The 15,530-nt window shown below is 45.4% G+C and carries 14 protein-coding genes; 6 read left to right on the top strand and 8 right to left on the bottom strand.

The genetic code is table 11. From position 1 onward, the window contains the following. The first annotated feature begins 5 nt into the window (after nt 1–5). On the top strand, nt 6–929 hold the full coding sequence (locus ACV3PA_RS09530; RefSeq protein WP_456124505.1) for a zinc-dependent alcohol dehydrogenase: 924 nt from the start codon (nt 6–8) through the stop codon (nt 927–929). Here the strand turns inward: ACV3PA_RS09530 and ACV3PA_RS09525 are convergent. Next, nucleotides 911–1,507 (bottom strand): glyoxalase/bleomycin resistance/dioxygenase family protein, encoded by a 597-nt coding sequence (locus ACV3PA_RS09525; RefSeq protein ID WP_053453547.1) that lies wholly within the window; start codon nt 1,505–1,507, stop codon nt 911–913. The genes ACV3PA_RS09530 and ACV3PA_RS09525 overlap by 19 nt on opposite strands. Next, nucleotides 1,508–2,239: a DUF5694 domain-containing protein gene (locus tag ACV3PA_RS09520; protein WP_053453548.1), complete on the bottom strand. Its 732-nt coding sequence runs from the start codon at nt 2,237–2,239 to the stop codon at nt 1,508–1,510. A 183-nt stretch (nt 2,240–2,422) separates the two neighbouring features. On the opposite strand from ACV3PA_RS09520, the gene ACV3PA_RS09515 reads away from it, so the two are divergent. After that, nucleotides 2,423–2,638, top strand: a complete 216-nt coding sequence (locus ACV3PA_RS09515) for a hypothetical protein (protein WP_053453549.1) — start codon at nt 2,423–2,425, stop codon at nt 2,636–2,638. 311 nt (nt 2,639–2,949) lie between these two features. Here ACV3PA_RS09515 and ACV3PA_RS09510 read toward each other — a convergent pair whose 3' ends face one another. After that, nucleotides 2,950–4,302 carry a phenylacetate--CoA ligase family protein gene (locus ACV3PA_RS09510; protein WP_053453550.1) on the bottom strand — a complete coding sequence of 451 codons (1,353 nt, stop codon included), beginning with the start codon at nt 4,300–4,302 and terminating at the stop codon, nt 2,950–2,952. A 172-nt stretch (nt 4,303–4,474) separates the two neighbouring features. Here ACV3PA_RS09510 and ACV3PA_RS09505 point away from each other — a divergent pair, with 172 nt between their 5' ends. Both ACV3PA_RS09505 and ACV3PA_RS09500 read left to right on the top strand, forming a co-directional pair. Then, on the top strand, nt 4,475–4,963 hold the full coding sequence (locus ACV3PA_RS09505; RefSeq protein WP_456124504.1) for a helix-turn-helix domain-containing protein: 489 nt from the start codon (nt 4,475–4,477) through the stop codon (nt 4,961–4,963). Next, nucleotides 4,941–5,330 (top strand): GyrI-like domain-containing protein, encoded by a 390-nt coding sequence (locus tag ACV3PA_RS09500; protein WP_456124503.1) that lies wholly within the window; start codon nt 4,941–4,943, stop codon nt 5,328–5,330. The genes ACV3PA_RS09505 and ACV3PA_RS09500 overlap by 23 nt, the downstream gene beginning before the upstream one ends. Nucleotides 5,331–5,389: 59 nt before the next feature. Here ACV3PA_RS09500 and ACV3PA_RS09495 read toward each other — a convergent pair whose 3' ends face one another. Both ACV3PA_RS09495 and ACV3PA_RS09490 read right to left on the bottom strand, forming a co-directional pair. Then, nucleotides 5,390–6,739 carry a phenylacetate--CoA ligase family protein gene (locus ACV3PA_RS09495; protein WP_456124502.1) on the bottom strand — a complete coding sequence of 450 codons (1,350 nt, stop codon included), beginning with the start codon at nt 6,737–6,739 and terminating at the stop codon, nt 5,390–5,392. A gap of 261 nt (nt 6,740–7,000) precedes the next feature. Continuing rightward, complete coding sequence (locus tag ACV3PA_RS09490) at nt 7,001–7,393, bottom strand: hypothetical protein (protein WP_053453553.1); 393 nt, start codon at nt 7,391–7,393, stop codon at nt 7,001–7,003. 152 nt (nt 7,394–7,545) lie between these two features. Here ACV3PA_RS09490 and ACV3PA_RS09485 point away from each other — a divergent pair, with 152 nt between their 5' ends. Together ACV3PA_RS09485 and ACV3PA_RS09480 are read left to right on the top strand one after the other, a co-directional pair. Beyond that, nucleotides 7,546–8,970 carry an NAD(P)H-binding protein gene (locus ACV3PA_RS09485; RefSeq protein ID WP_456124501.1) on the top strand — a complete coding sequence of 475 codons (1,425 nt, stop codon included), beginning with the start codon at nt 7,546–7,548 and terminating at the stop codon, nt 8,968–8,970. A 120-nt stretch (nt 8,971–9,090) separates the two neighbouring features. Beyond that, on the top strand, nt 9,091–12,681 hold the full coding sequence (locus ACV3PA_RS09480; RefSeq protein WP_456124500.1) for a dynamin family protein: 3,591 nt from the start codon (nt 9,091–9,093) through the stop codon (nt 12,679–12,681). Between the two features lie 60 nt (nt 12,682–12,741). Here the strand turns inward: ACV3PA_RS09480 and ACV3PA_RS09475 are convergent, their stop codons facing one another. The 3 genes from ACV3PA_RS09475 to ACV3PA_RS09465 all read right to left on the bottom strand — a co-directional run bounded on the left by ACV3PA_RS09475 (nt 12,742) and on the right by ACV3PA_RS09465 (nt 15,256). After that, a complete protein-coding gene (locus ACV3PA_RS09475; RefSeq protein ID WP_053453556.1) occupies nt 12,742–13,650 on the bottom strand; it encodes a LysR family transcriptional regulator in 909 nt (302 codons plus the stop codon). Between the two features lie 12 nt (nt 13,651–13,662). Continuing rightward, a complete protein-coding gene (gene corA, locus ACV3PA_RS09470) occupies nt 13,663–14,613 on the bottom strand; it encodes a magnesium/cobalt transporter CorA (protein WP_456124499.1) in 951 nt (316 codons plus the stop codon). 94 nt (nt 14,614–14,707) lie between these two features. Continuing rightward, nucleotides 14,708–15,256, bottom strand: a complete 549-nt coding sequence (locus ACV3PA_RS09465) for a hypothetical protein (RefSeq protein ID WP_053453558.1) — start codon at nt 15,254–15,256, stop codon at nt 14,708–14,710. Between the last annotated feature and the right edge of the window lie 274 nt (nt 15,257–15,530).

Genomic DNA, 15,530 nt, shown 5'->3' with positions numbered 1-15,530 from the left:
TAACTTTGAAGACTGCAACTACTTGTTGTCTCGTCGCGTCTAAAACACCTGGTTATCTCACTCGGGAACTCCCGTCACTCGGCATTCATGACGTTCACATTCGCACGCTTGCTGGTGCCGTCAGTATTGGCGCCGAGCTCCCGCAATGGCTTGAACAAGACATGACGATAACCGACTATCACTATCCGCTCGAGACTGGCTATGAGAGTTACGGCGAAGTGCTAGCCATTGGTGACTCGGTCCAAATCGTCAAGCCCGGTGATCGTGTCATTAGCTTTTACGGACATCAAGATCATGCAATCGTACCTGAATCGAAGGTCATTCCCGTTCCTGCTCACGTCTCGCCACGTGAAGCCTTGCTACTAATTCTGTCTTGTGACGCGGCAAAAGGCGTCCGAAAACTTACATTGACGCCCGACTCCAGTGTCTTAGTTTCCGGAATGGGTACGATTGGTTTACTCGCGGTACACTACTTACGGCATTACGTTAACGTTCGTCAGATTGATATCATCGAGCCGATCGCCTCCCGAGCTGAGTTAGCGCGTCAATTAGGTGCACGTTTTGTCACACCGGATTCAGACATGTATGACGTCGCCATCGAATGTTCCGGACGTCAAGCCGCTTTTGCCGAGCTTCAGTTTGTTGTCCGCCCTCATGGTGAAATCTGTGTTTTATCGGACGGCAACCGGGAAGCCTTGACGTTGACTCCTGCGTTTCATGCGAAAGAACTCCAAATCGTTGCATCCAGTGACGGCTGGGACTACCGTCAGCATGCAGACTGGCTTTTTGCAGACGAGCGTCACGCAACCTTACCCGATTTATTCGAACAGGAGACAACGTTTAGCAATCTCGCAAATTGTTTCACTTCCTTGATGCAATCAACGGAACTACCGATCAAAGTATTCGTCGATTATGAGCAGACGAGTTGAACACCGTTCGGATCCGTCCCTACTAATGACGCGTCAGAGAAGACTGCTTCTTGCAAGACGGTCTTCTCCCCGCGAACAGTTTGAATGTGCGGAATCGGTCGGTCAAACAGCTTCACTAGATCCTTTTCTAATCCTTCGCGTGGCGTCGATAGGACGAGTCGCACGAGTTCCGTTCCGTCAGCATCTGCAATCGCATCGTCGTGCGTTTGCAACTCAATTCGCAATCCGTACGGCGTCTGCAAGAACGTACGTCGTTCATTCGCTTGAACTGTAAACGATAATGTTTCTGCGCGGTCGAGAATCGTTTGTAAGTCATCCGACTGAATCAAAAACCCGATATGGTCGAAACGTACCGTCTTTCCGAATCCAATCGTTACGTTGACCGCCCCCCGCTTCATTTCAATGATTCGAAACAGGATGTGATCCGTTCGAAAGTCGTCCCATGTCAGTGGCGGATTAAATGTATTAAATTCTCCTTCTTTTTTCCCGATGCGCTGGGAAACGTGAAATCCACGTGCCGTATACCAGGCTTCTGTTTCCTCCAAATGTGGTGTCCAAATATGATAATGAAATAGCATTTACATACACTCCTTTCGATTATTCCAATCGTTCCATGTCATCACTTCAACTTGGTTCGATTCGTTCAAATACTGTCGTAATAATGGGAGATGTGCTGCACCATACAGACAAACGATCCGTTCGGTCGTCTGAGCGAGTTTTAGTAGACGAGTGACAATCTTTTGATTACGAACATGCCAATAGCGTTCGATCCAGATTCGACCACTCTTGAGTCGTTCGATTTCTTCATAAACTGTAGCTGACGCTGTAATCGTCTGTTCAGCGTGTAATAGATCGAGCCAATCAGAAAACGATAACTGCTCCATCGCTTGTTGCAACTGATGCGTCCGCTTCGTCTCAGTAGCAACGATCGTCTCGAACTCTTCTGGATGAAGCGCACTAATCTCCCCTAAATCCGGGACGCCTTTGACAGATTCATTCCAGTCCACTCCGTGTAGATGCGCTAGTCCTGCCATTCGTGCCAAGCGAAAACCAATTTGTTGCCGTTCATTATTGGTTAAATCGCTCTCGTGTTGATATGTTTCATATGTATGTTGCACGTCATCCATCCGTTCAGGTGCCGTTTCAAGCGCAACGCATGTTGGTCGAAATGTGTTCAATCGAGTAACGACTTCTTTGATTTCACGTTGCCGTCGTTTTGACGTAACATCAAAAATCGTCGGACGAATCATATCTCCATTCGCTGGTCGATCGAGATGGAATAGACCAATCAGTAAAACCTGAGGTTTCATTCACACCCCTCCTTTTCCTGATTTTACCTTATCCACTTCTGCTATTGCGACAATTACTTATCGTGAATTTAATCAAACGATCTTACGTTAAAGGATCAACACCATTTACTGTATACATGCGAATTAACAGGTAAACAGCTTAATATATGGTATTATTATACAAATTTATATAAGGAGGCTCTCATGAAAAAAATACTTGTCATCTTTTCAATCGGATTTTTCTTTGTATTGATTGGGTGTAGTCAGGCTAGTACAGAAGAAAACGGTAGCTACGCCATGATTGTCATCGTTAATCACAAAGAATATTGTGGAACAGAAGAAAAATTAGATGCATCAAAACAACAAGGTGGAGAGATTAGTAAAATACTTAAGAAAACAAAAGCGTCTGAAATGCCCTAAGAGAACAGTCAATCGAATTCTTTTCCGGTCGGATCCATCATCTATTCTGTTAAAGGAACAGAAGATTTTATTATTGTAAAAGATCTCGATGATAAAAAGTGGCTTTTACAAAAGGTACGGGATATTGAAAAAAGTTGAATTGACTTAAATTTGTGAGTCATTATCAAACAATTTGTATTTTTAACTAGAAAACACAGGAACGACTTGCTTATGAGGCGTATAGTTGTAACCTTTTTCTCATCGCTTTAACTAGCACTCTAAAATAAACGCTACCATACAAAAAGTGGACAGATTACGTCTGTCCACTCGAGTCATCCTGTTAAGCTAGATTTGACTAGTAAAATTTTTCCGCTTTCCTCGGCATCGATAAAAGAGACCGCTCTAACATCCAACTTAATTTCACGTCCGAACAGCAAATACAGTCGCTCCATCAGAAGTTGTTCGTCTGCATCATTGAACCTCTCCGCGTCAGGCACATAGTAGATCGAGACACTGTCCGGTGTCTCCTGCACGTACTGAATCCGTTCAATGCTATTGGGTAAATGTTTAACGAGACTAGACAATTGCGCTTCAAAAATCTTTTGTCCATCCGGTTTTTGGACGAACGCGCGTCCCCTTCCATCAATCGAATCGATGATCGGTCCCGGGTGACCACAGGAGCAGGTACGCTGACTGAGCGTCATCCGATCCCCGACCCGGTATCGAATGAGTGGTGTCCCATGTGTATCAAAACTCGTCACGAGAATCTCCCCGTCTACATCCAGTTCAATGATTCCCATCTCATGATGCAAATGTTTTTGCCCAAACCGACATTCCGAGACGATTGGTGCACCTTCAGACGATGCATATTGATCAAAAACTGGTCCGTGAAACATTTCTTCGATGACTTGACGCTCCTCCGTCTCGATTCGTTCAGCCGTCGGAAAAATCGCAATCGGTTGACAGGTTAAGCGAATTCCTTCTCGTTTCGCAAACCGGGCAAGTTCAATCATCGCAGATGGAAGACCATCCATTGTTTCTGGTTGAAAACGCTCAATCGCTTCTAAATACGCTGCCATCGTCCGTGGAGACAATCTTTTCACCGTAAATAAGAGTTGATTCGATGCTCGATTCATTCGCCAATACACATCCGTCTGTTGCCGCTTTGGTACTAAATCTTGCGCTGTAAAACTTACACGACGCATCCCGCGTCGCACTCCATGCGTCGCCTTGAAATAATCGAGATGTGCCATGCGAATTTGCATATCCGGTACGGTGTAGCGCACTTGCAGTGACATGCCAGTTGTTCCACCCGTTTTTCCGATAATCGGTGCAGGGATGTCCGTTCGAATTTCCTCCATCCGCGTTCGTAATATTTCTTTTGATAACACAGGGATATTTTTGAGTTCTAATAAATCTTTTAAAGGTAAGGTAATGTCATTTGAAATGAGAAGATGGTTGTAATAAGGGCTGTGCTCAGCACAGAAGCGAAGGAAGTCATTCAAACGATCAAGTTGGTCTGCTTCGACGTCAATCGTCATATGCTCTCGCTTGAGGAGCGTCTGAAGTCGTTCTTGATAGACCGGTCCATAACGTTCGCGATGCAATTGATACCCATAGAGGGTTGTGAAGAGGTCTTGGAGAAATAGAGGAGAGCGATTGTAGATCTGCTCTTTGATACCCATGTCATCACGTCCTTTCACAAGGGAGGTAACGGTTTCGATGATTCTACGATAGCGTATGTACCTGACAGGAAAATGACAAAAAGAGGGAAACTGTCTATCTGACAAATTGAGGTCGTCTCGGACAGGTTAATTGAACATCACACCACTATACTGAAGTCAAGGAGGTGAGAAGATGTGGCTCGAATCGATTCAACGTGTCATTGATCATATCGAAAATCATTTAGAAGATCCGCTTGATCTCAACGTGTTGACGAAAGTGGCTCAAATGCAGCCTTATCCTTTACAACGGACATTTTCGTTTCTTGCGATGATGACGTTGCCGGAATATATCCGGGGACGACGGCTAACACTTGCTGCACAACAGTTGATTCAAACGGACGAAAAAATCATTGATCTCGCCCTACGATTTGGTTATGAGACGCCTGAAGCTTTCTCAAAAGCCTTTAAACGACAACATGGCTGTTCTCCAACGTTGATGCGAAGCGAGCGCCGTCCGATTCACGCCTATAACCGCCTGAGTATTCAGGTGACATTGAAAGGAATGGAGCAAATGAACTATCAACTCATCGAACGACCTGCTTTACAAATTTCCGGCTGGCGGAAAAACTTCCCGAACGAAAGATGGTGCCCAACAACAGTTGATTCCATTATTTTGGAATGACGTGAACCATTCTGGTCAAGACGCTACCTTATTCAAACAAAACGATGGTCAGATTGAAGGTGTGATTGGTGTTTGCTCCAACTTTACGGAAGAATCGATGGATTATTGGATTGCGACGACAACTAAGGAAGTACTATCTGGTCAGGAAACGATGACGATTCCAGCGAGTCTTTGGGCAACGTTCCCAGTCGTCGGTCCGATGCCGCATGCCATTCAAGAGATGTGGCATCGGATCTATCAAGAATGGCTCCCCTCACATGGATATGATCCCCTTCCTCATGCCGAACTCGAAGTCTATTCGTCAGGCAATCCGTCTGCATCTGATTATCAATCGGCTATCTGGATTCCGGTGCGTCCACGAGACTAAGTTCTTTCCAACACTAAAAGGCGAGGTCAGCGCTGACCTCGCCTTTATCAAGTTATTCATCAGACGTACTGTTGTTTGATCAATAACGTTTTTCCGCTGATTTCTTTCGGAATTTCGGATACTGCTCGCATGACGACATTTAATTGTCCGTCAAACAATCGATCTAAGATGAAAAATAGTTTTTTCTCATGTTCTGTTTCAAAACACCGCTCATCCGGTACATATAAAAGAATGACCTCATCTTGCGTCTCTTGAATATATTGTACGCGTTCGATACAGTTCGGGAACGCCCGAACGATGCCAGCGAGTTCGCCTTCAAAAACACGATGTCCGTTTCTTAACTGAATGAAGCTTCGCCCGCGTCCGTCGATTGAAGCAATAATTGGTCCTTGGTGACCGCACGGACATGTTTCTTGACTCATTGTCATACGATCGCCGACGCGGTATCGGACAAGCGGCGTCCCATGTGTATCAAAACTCGTGACGAGAATTTCCCCATCTTCATCGAGTTCAATGATTCCCATCTCATAATGGAGATGTTTTTTTCCATACGGACATTCTGCGACAATCGGTGCCCCTTCTGACGACGCATACTGATCATAGATGGGTGCATGAAAGACGTCCTCGACGAGTGCTCGTTCTTCTGCCGTCATCATCTCTGCCGTTGGAAAAATCGCTTTCGGACGAAACGTACAGGTCATGCCATACTTTTTAGCATATCGCGCCACTTCAATCATTCCTGAAGGCAATCCGTCAATCGATTCTGGCTGAAACCGATTGAGTTGTTCGATGTATGCAGCAGCCGTTTTCGGATTGATGTTCTTAATCGAAAACAACATCTGATTGATGACTTTGTTCGTCCGCCAATAAACGGGTGCCTTTTGCTGAGGTGACGCTAGTGTTTGACCTGTAAAACTCGCACGACGCATCCCTTGATCGACTCCATGGGTCCACTTGAAAAAGTCGAGATGTGCCATCCGGATTTGCATATCTTCTTTCGTGTAATGGACTTGAATCGACTTTCCTGTCGTCCCGCCTGTTTTTCCGAGAATCGGCGCGTGAACTCGAGCATGGACGGCTTCGTTCTGCTGTCGTAAGAGTTCCTTAGTCAATGGTGGAATCTGTTTTAGTTCGTCGATTGACCGTAAGGGAAGATTCAAAGAGATTGAAGAAAATAATTCTTCATAATATGGACTATACGTTTGGCAAAAGGAGAGGAAGTCGTTCAATCGCAGCAACTGTTCTGCTTGTACGTCATTTGACTGCCCAATCTTCTGCTTCAGCTCTTGTAACCGTTGCTGGTACGTTGCACCGTAACGTTCGTGGAACAGACGACGTCCTTGTAACGTTGTCAACAAGTTTTGAATGAAGATCGGTGAATGAAAGTAGATTGATTCTTTGAGCTGCATGATGTCACTCCTTCCATAGTTTGACCACCTTTTACTGATACTTTCATCTTATTTCCAGTCGTCGCCCATCTCAATTAGTTCTTCGTGAATAAACTTAGCTTTTATTTTCATGGCGATTTATTTTTATGAACTTCGATTCACAAACATCTTCTCATTCGTATTCTAAATTACAACTTTATCTCTATTTATTAATCACACAAAAAATCTGGACAACGAAGTGTCTACTTACTTCGTTGTCCAGATTTTTTGTGTGATTACAATTCATAACCTAGATGTTTGCCTTTCAAGCACTCTCATTCCATAAGTCCGCAATTTAATGGATTCAAGCACGATCATCATCTGTTGCTCATCCAATCGCTCAATCAGCTCGATGATCGTAATCGTTGTCCGACCGTTATAGAGCTGAACAAGTAAGTTAGCAATGACGTCTTTACTCGCGTCTAAAAATCGTTCTGCTAGAAATTCACGATCAAAAAACTCACCGCTGTCCGGGAAAAAATAGTCTGAGAAGCGCTCTAGTATTTGTGGATGTGCAGTGGCAAGATACAGCATTGAAAGCATTGCCGAATCCTGTCGTTGTCTTGGTTTCAAGCGTCTCCACAACAGATCGAATCGTCGCTCATGTCCATCTTGCATGAATTGTATCGTCTGCATGGTTGAAGCCCCCTCTTTTTAATCCATTTCCTCATTTTGTCTTCATATATCTCTATTCCCTATTCCATTCAACTGAATCGTCATGGTCTCGCGATTGAATCAACTTAATTGAGGGTACATTACAACAGATAATGAGAGAGGAGTTTTCACCCATGTCAACGCGTTTAGCTTTAGCCGGAGCTACTGGATACATCGGTCACAATTTACTGAATGAATTAAAGAAAAAATATGACGTCATTGCCCTTTCACGAAATGGTGATGATAAAGACAATGAAGAACGCGTCGAGTGGCGATCGTGCGATCTTTTTTCCCTTGACAATACGATTGATGGTATGAAAGGTGCAGACATCGCTGTTTATCTCGTACATTCGATGATGCCTTCAGCTAAATTGACGCAAGGATCGTTTGAAAATATGGACTTACTGTTAGCCGATAACTTTGCTCGTGCTGCAAAAGAAAATGGTATCCGACAAATCATCTATTTGAGTGGTATTATCCCCGAGGAGACAGAAGATCTATCCCGTCACTTAAAAAGTCGCCTCGAAGTCGAACGCGTTCTCGGTGCTTACGGGACACCAGTGACGACGATTCGTGCCGCATTGATCGTTGGTCCAAAAGGCTCATCGTTCCCGATCTTATCAAAACTCGTTAAACGACTACCGATCATGGCATTGCCACGATGGACGCGCAATAAGACGCACCCTGTTGCTTTACCCGACGTCATTCATGCGCTCGGTGAAAGTGTCGACCGTGATGACGTCAAAGATCGCGCAATCGATATCGGTGGACCGGAAGCGATGACCTATAAAGAGATGATTCTTAAAACAGCAGATATCATGGGGAAACGTCAACCGACGATCGACATACCTTTGCTGACCGTTAAATTGTCTCGTCTGTGGGTCACACTCGTATCTGGCGAACCGAAGGAAACCGTCTATCCACTCGTCGAAAGCATGGTGCATGAGATGGTCGCCGATCCAGAAAAAATGGTTTCAGGCATCAGTGATGGGAAAATCACATTTGAACAGTCGGTTCGAGATGCGTTAAAAGAAGAAGAGGAACAACAAGGCTCTTCGTCCTCCTCTTCTTCAAAACCAGACGTCCTTGACGTTCGTTCAGTGCAACGTGTCCTTCTCCCGAAGGAGCGCGATGCTGACTGGGCTGCCGACGATTATATGGACTGGTTGTCATCATTTGCGCGCCCCTTCCTATCATCATCCGTGAAGGATCAAGTCGTCGGAATCCATATTCCGTTTTACGAACAACCCCTTCTTGAACTGACGAAGGAGCCGGTCCACGATCGGCAAATGGCGACGTACCGGATTACCGGTGGCCTGTTCGCAAAAGTTGCACAAGATAGCCGTGGACGGATTGAATTCCGACAAATCCCAGGTACACAGGAATGTATCATCGCCATCCATGAGTTCGTTCCTGCGTTGCCATGGGTACTCTATAAGGCGACTCAGGCAAATGTTCATTTACTCGTCATGTACCTCTTTAAATTACACTTGTTACGTCGGGTTCACTCGACTGAACAAGAATCGACACATGCGGACGAAATCGTTCCGTCGACTTAATCAGCATCAACGATCCTCCCCTTGCCGGGCGGATCGTTTTTTTGTCGCTTCCAGAAGGATGACGAAACTGAAAAAATCGTGATACACTGAACGGTGACTGAAAGAAAGGGGTTTCATCGCATGCGCTCATTTGAGGAACGATTAACGAACCAGCTCGAGGCGACCGCTTCACTCGCCACATTGATTCAACCTTCAACGGATCAACTCCGTTTAGATAAATTAGATAAATTCGCCATGAAGTTACTGAAACGAGAGTTCACGATTGCGTTTGCTGGACATTTCTCGGCCGGAAAGTCGAGCATGATCAATGCTTTAACAGGTGAGTCCGTCTTACCAACGAGTCCGATTCCGACAAGTGCGAACATCGTGACACTTCAGCAAGGTGACGCCGATGAAGCGATCGTTCACTTTCATGAACGACCTTCTGTACGCTTAACAAACGAAGAACAACATGAACACCTTCAATCGCTTGGAAGAAGTGGCGATGTCCGGCAAATCGATTTGACGCATGCCGCGTCTGAGCTTCCATCTGGTCTCGTCTTGATGGATACTCCAGGGGTCGACTCGGTTGACGACGCCCACCGTGTATCAACGGAATCGGCATTACACTTAGCAGACATCTTGTTTTATGTCATGGACTACAACCATGTCCAATCGGAATTGAACTTCATGGTGACCGATGAATTACAATCCGCAGTACCTGAATTGTATTTAATCGTCAACCAAATCGATAAACATCGTGATGATGAACTATCCTTTGAGGCGTTCCGTCGCTCGGTCCATGCCTCATTCGCGGAGCACGGTGTTGTGCCAAAAGGCATCTTCTTTACGAGCTTACGGAACCCAGGTCATCCACACAACGACTTCACAGAAGTCGAACAACTGGTCAAAAAAAGCATTCGCGATGCTCAACCAAAATTATTGACTTCCGCTACCCTAACACTTGAAAGTCTTCATCAGGAGCATATGAGTTTTCTTACTCGCCTCGTCTCGGAAGCCGATGAGACAATGGCAGAGCAGTTAAATAATGCTGAACGAAACGATCCGACAACGGTGCAAGCAGCGTTAGCACATGTATCGCATCAATTAGAAGCGCGTCAACCAGACCGCTGGGTACAGACATTTTCTCTGCACCGAGATCAGCTCTTGAAAAACGCGACGTTGATGCCGTTTGAGTTACGTGAGAAGATGCGTCGTTTCCTCGAATCCCGTCAGCGTGATTTCAAGGTCGGACTATTCCGTAGTACGAAAAAAACGGAAGCGGCTCAAGCAGAGATTGCGCAAGACGCCATGCGTGCCTATCAGACGGTCACGGCGTCCGAAATTTCGCTCCACCTTCGTAACTTGATGAAACAATCATTACGCGAACTTGATCTCTTGCAGGATACACACATCGTGACGATCGATCAGTTATCACTTGATCCACCGCTTTCCGTACTCGAAAGTGCATTACCAACCGGCATTACGATTACAGGGGAATCGGTGCTTCAGTTTACGAATCGTGTTGCCGAGCAGACGCAGGCTTGGTTCGTCAAAGAGACGAACGCGTGGCGGGAACGCGTACGCCAAGAGTTAACGGTGGCTTTCCCGAAAGAACAAGCCGAACTATTGCAACAACAAACGCTCCTGCAGCAAAAGTGGGATAGTGTTCAGACCTGGCAACAGGCTACTGCGGCTCTCGCGCGCTATGAGAGTGGTGTTGTCAATCCGTCTGAAACGCAACTCGAACAAGCACGAACTCAAGTTTCTGTTTGGAAAGAACAATTGGTGCAGCAGGAAGCAGCGATCGTTTCCTTTACAGGTTTTGAGTCGGTGACAGAGGCAACTGCGTTTGAACTTGCAACGACGATGACCGAACAACAGCCTGTCCGTTATGCGCCAGAAGACGTAGCTCAAATTCGTCACTACTTGAATGAACTACAAGGGTTTGAAGAAGCCGTTGCTTATTTAAATGACAAACTAGACCGACTGACACATCAGTCATTCACGATCGCCTTATTTGGTGCCTTTAGTGCTGGGAAATCATCATTTTGTAATGCCTTGCTCGGAAATAAGGTACTTCCAGTCTCTCCGAATCCAACGACGGCTTCCATCAACCGGATTCATCCCGTTGATGACAAACACGCTCATGGTACTGCAGAAGTCACGTTCAAGTCGGAAGCTGCAATGGTTGAGGATTTAAATGAAGCGATGATGAACACGATGACGTTTGAGTCAACCAAACAAGCATACGAGACGCTCTTGCCACGTGCTGCCACGTTGACGGATCCATTCCTCCGCGCCTTCTTGAAGGGATTCCCTGACGTCCATGCCTTCATCGGAACCGTACAGACCGTTGACGAGGAAGCATTTAGATCCTATGTCGCAAAAGAAGAGCGAAGCTGTTTCGTTGATGTCATCGATTTCTACTACGATAGTCCGTTAACACGACTCGGGGTCACGCTCGTCGATACACCAGGAGCCGATTCAATCAATGCTCGTCATACGGATGTTGCTTTTGATTACATCAAAAATGCCGATGCGATTTTATTCGTCACCTATTTTAATCATGCCTTCGCTCGGGCAGATCGTGAATTCTTGATTCAACTCGGTCGTGTTAAAGACGCGTTTGAACTCGATAAGATGTTCTTCCTCGTTAATGCGATCGATCTCGCTTCCTCAGACAGTGAACGTCAAGATGTCTTGAATTATGTCGCAACGGAACTCCAACGCTTCGGGATTCGGTCGCCGCGGCTTTACGGGGTCTCGAGTCTACAAGGACTCGCTGAAAAACAACAAGGACTAACCGAAGCGACATCCGGTTTACCTGTATTCGAGGAGGCATTCCATCACTTCTTAGCAGAAGACTTGACCGGACTCGCTAAAGTTTCCTTATCGGAGCAGACGGAAAAGACCGTCCAACGACTCGAACGGTTCATTGCTGCAACAGAAGCGAACCTCTTACGAAAAGAAGAACGATTGATTGAGCTGTCTGCGTTAGAACAACAAGTGACGGATCGGTTCCAAGAGAATCGCGCCGCTTTGATCGAGCCTGCGCTGAAAGCGGAAATCCACGAATTGTTGCACCATGTCGTACAGCGCATTTACTATCGTTTCCCTGACTTTTTCAAAGAAGCGTACAATCCAGTCCGCTTCGCACAAGCAGCTAAAGCGGCGGCACTACAAGATGCATTGACAGAATTATTAACGTTTCTTCGGTTTGATTTTGAACAGGAGCTACGGGTCACGCATTTCCGTATCGATCAATGGCTTGAAGCAGCGTTGATCCGTCGACAACAAGAAGAGCAACAACTCCTTGAACAATGGAACGAATCGTTCCAGCTCGCGCCAGTTACAGTATCTCCATTGGGCGAGATGACCTTCGATGGTCCCTTCCAGGATGCGACACCTTACGTCAGCGTAAAACGCCACTTCCGGAATGCAAAAGCCTTTTTCGAGAAAAACGAGAAGGAACAGCTTAAAGAGGAACTTGCGACGTTAACGAAACAGGATGCACTCACGTATACCGCTGTTCAAGAAGAACGATTGCTTGCAGTCGCAATGGCACATCTAGATGTTTCCTTGACGTCTCTTTCAGAGAATCTGTTACGCCAAGCACTTGAACAACTCGAGAGTGAACGCGCGACGTTACAGGAACAAGAGACGCTGACGCCTTATAAACAAGCAGCCGATCAGATCCGTCGTCAGACTCAACACGTCACATCATCCTAAATAGTTCAATCAATAAAGACCGAAGCGCGATGTGCTCCGGTCTTTTTGTTGTATTTTTCATCATCGAGCGGGAGTCGGCCAGTACGATTGAAAATAGTGAACGATGTATTGGTGGACGTGTCGGACGACGGGTCTCAAGTCTGTGCCAACAAGTCGATTTAATGAGACATCCCATAACATTGGCGGATCAAACGGGATAATCCTAACATCATCCGCATGATGGAAACGGAGAATCGGTTCCGGGAGGATCGAGATGACATCGAGTTCTTGAACCATCCCGATCAATAAGTCCCACGCCCCTGACATGAAGAAGATATTCGGTTCTTGCTGTACCTTTCGAAACTCTGAAAGTATTTGATGATGCAACATGAATCGGTCGTTCAAGATGACGAGTGGTTCGTCTCCGATGTCGAGATACGAAATAGCGGCTTTTGCTTGAAAAGGATGGTTCGGACGAACCGCCACGACAACCTCATCTTCAATCAATCGAAAACGTTCAATGCCGTATGATTCACCTGGTTCGATTAATACCGCTAAATCAAGTTCTTCGAGCAACAGCCGTCGCTTCAGTTCAAATGCTCCTTCTTCAATGATTTCAAGCTCAATTCCAGGATGTTCCGCCATGAACTTCGGAATCAACTGTGAAAACAAGACTGGTAAGATAACCGGTGGGATCCCAAGTCGGACTTTTCCTCGAACGACGCTTGATCGTTCACGTAGATGTCCCATTAACGCTTGATGTCGTGCTAGAACGATTTTCGCATCCTCATACAATTGACGTCCTGTTTCGGATAATCCTGTCAACCGTCCATGTTTACGAATGAACAGTTCAACTTGTTCGATCTGTTCGAAATCGCGTATCATCTGACTCAGCGCCGGTTGGGAAATCGACAAGTGCTTCGAGGCACGTGTTAAGTTATACCCGTGCTCGACAATCGTCGTAAAAAAGAGTAACTGTCGAATATCCATCTACATCTCCCCTTACTCATCGAACCAGCGATTTTTTTTGAAAAATAGAATCATGCCTAAAGCGAGAAGCGCCATTGCCCCTAATGTCACAAAATAACCATACCGAGTTGTTAGTTCTGGCATGTGCTCGAAGTTCATACCGTATATTCCGGCGATAAACGTCAGTGGCATGAAAATCGTCGTAAAAATCGTCAACGTCTTCATGATGCTATTCATTCGGTACGAGTTAAGGGAAATGAAATTATCTCGAAATTCAGACGTCATCAATCGGTTGTATTCAATCATTTCCGATAACTTCAGTAAGTGATCGTATAAATCGCGAAAGAATGCCTGCTTCTTCGGATGAATCGATAGTCGTTTTGATTCGATGACGCGATATAGTAAGTCCCGCATCGGCATGACAGTTCGCGAGATCCGCAGTAAACGGGCTCGTAGCTCAAAGATTTCTTCCATCAAGCGACGATCGTTGCCTCGCGTCCGGTAACGTTCCTCGAGCGTAAACAGTTCATCTTCTGTCGCATGAACAATCGGAAAATAACCGTCAACGATCTTATCCATGATTTTATGTACGAGATCGACCGTCTCTTGTTTGACGAGACGCTGACTATATTGCTCAAATACAACATCGATTTCTGGTGAAGGTTGCTCATGGTAGCTGACGAGATGTCGATCGCTTGCGAACAAATTGATTTCGCGATTCGTCAAGGTTCCCTCATCGAGCGCATGGAGAACAAAAAAACTATGGTCCGTATAATACTCGAGCTTCGGACGTTGTAAGTAGTGGAAACAATCTTCAATCGCCAGCGGATGGAAATCAAAAGCATCAATCAACATTTGTTTTTCAGTAGCTGTCGGTTGGTCGAAATCAACGAAATAACTTTTTATGCCCGGCTCTTGTGTCCAAAAGACGTCATCAGTCAAAATAAGCTCATCGTCGGCATTGATCAGAATACAACGAATCAACTTTTCCTCCTCCTTTTGCTATGTAAGCGTACTATATTTTTACGTATACAACAAAAAAGGATTCCAGAAACGGAATCCTTTTTCTTATGGACAATCAACCATGTTCAATATAAAAGCCACTCCAATAGACTTGACGATACGTAAACTCTTTCCCACTTTTTGTCGTCACAAGCATCTCATCTTCTGCCATGACAGCGATTTTAATTGGTACTTCTCCATGGTCCGTCAAATAGTTCAGAATCTCAAGATGCCGATTCAACCAAAGGCGACGGCGGAACCAACGAAAACGACTAAATGCTGCACTGAAGTGGAGTAAGGCGAGTGCTAAGATGATCAAAGCAAAAGGAAGTGGAATATCGAACAAAGCAATCAAATATACATCTGCGATGATCAGTGATAACGAGAGACCCATTTCCGTCATCTCCATGAAAGATGCTTTATAGGTCGCAAAGTAAGTCATCACGCGAAACAGGAAGATAATCGTGAGGTACGGTACGAAATACATTTGAAACACATGGTCCGTGCCGCTGTTGACGAACATGAGCAGTGGCAGGAAGAATAGCAATTTCCAGATTAGGATGGCGGAATAAAATAAAGTATGATCCGTGTAGCGTTTGCGTACGATGGCTTGACTCATATTCATTGCCTTCCCCTCCTTCATGATGGACCGTTTCAAAGTCGATGATGACAGGACATGATGCCTATAAGGGTATGTTTCCGAATTCAACTGTTTTTAATCATCTAAATCACAGTTTTAAAAAACTGTATGTTTAGTATACGTCAGGATCCGTCAAATGGTTCACTTTCCCCATCATTTCCCATCATTCGATGTGCTCCTAATTGTAAGCCTGCTCTTGCTAGTCGCCTTGAACTTCTACTGCTACAATATAAGATATTCCAATTGAACAGAATCGAGT

This window comes from Exiguobacterium sp. EA-TM-5 (assembly GCF_053878415.1).
This window is presented reverse-complemented; position numbering and strand designations above follow the sequence as displayed.

Excerpts from the sequence above, each read along its gene's own strand:
- ACV3PA_RS09525 (WP_053453547.1), bottom strand. The coding sequence starts at position 1,507 with ATGCTATTTCATTATCATATTTGGACACCACATTTGGAGGAAACAGAA.
- ACV3PA_RS09515 (WP_053453549.1), top strand. The coding sequence starts at position 2,423 with ATGAAAAAAATACTTGTCATCTTTTCAATCGGATTTTTCTTTGTATTG.
- ACV3PA_RS09510 (WP_053453550.1), bottom strand. The coding sequence starts at position 4,302 with ATGGGTATCAAAGAGCAGATCTACAATCGCTCTCCTCTATTTCTCCAA.
- ACV3PA_RS09505 (WP_456124504.1), top strand. The coding sequence starts at position 4,475 with ATGTGGCTCGAATCGATTCAACGTGTCATTGATCATATCGAAAATCAT.
- ACV3PA_RS09490 (WP_053453553.1), bottom strand. The coding sequence starts at position 7,393 with ATGCAGACGATACAATTCATGCAAGATGGACATGAGCGACGATTCGAT.
- ACV3PA_RS09475 (WP_053453556.1), bottom strand. The coding sequence starts at position 13,650 with ATGGATATTCGACAGTTACTCTTTTTTACGACGATTGTCGAGCACGGG.
- ACV3PA_RS09485 (WP_456124501.1), top strand. The coding sequence starts at position 7,546 with ATGTCAACGCGTTTAGCTTTAGCCGGAGCTACTGGATACATCGGTCAC.
- ACV3PA_RS09520 (WP_053453548.1), bottom strand. The coding sequence starts at position 2,239 with ATGAAACCTCAGGTTTTACTGATTGGTCTATTCCATCTCGATCGACCA.
- ACV3PA_RS09465 (WP_053453558.1), bottom strand. The coding sequence starts at position 15,256 with ATGAATATGAGTCAAGCCATCGTACGCAAACGCTACACGGATCATACT.
- ACV3PA_RS09495 (WP_456124502.1), bottom strand. The coding sequence starts at position 6,739 with ATGCAGCTCAAAGAATCAATCTACTTTCATTCACCGATCTTCATTCAA.
- ACV3PA_RS09480 (WP_456124500.1), top strand. The coding sequence starts at position 9,091 with ATGCGCTCATTTGAGGAACGATTAACGAACCAGCTCGAGGCGACCGCT.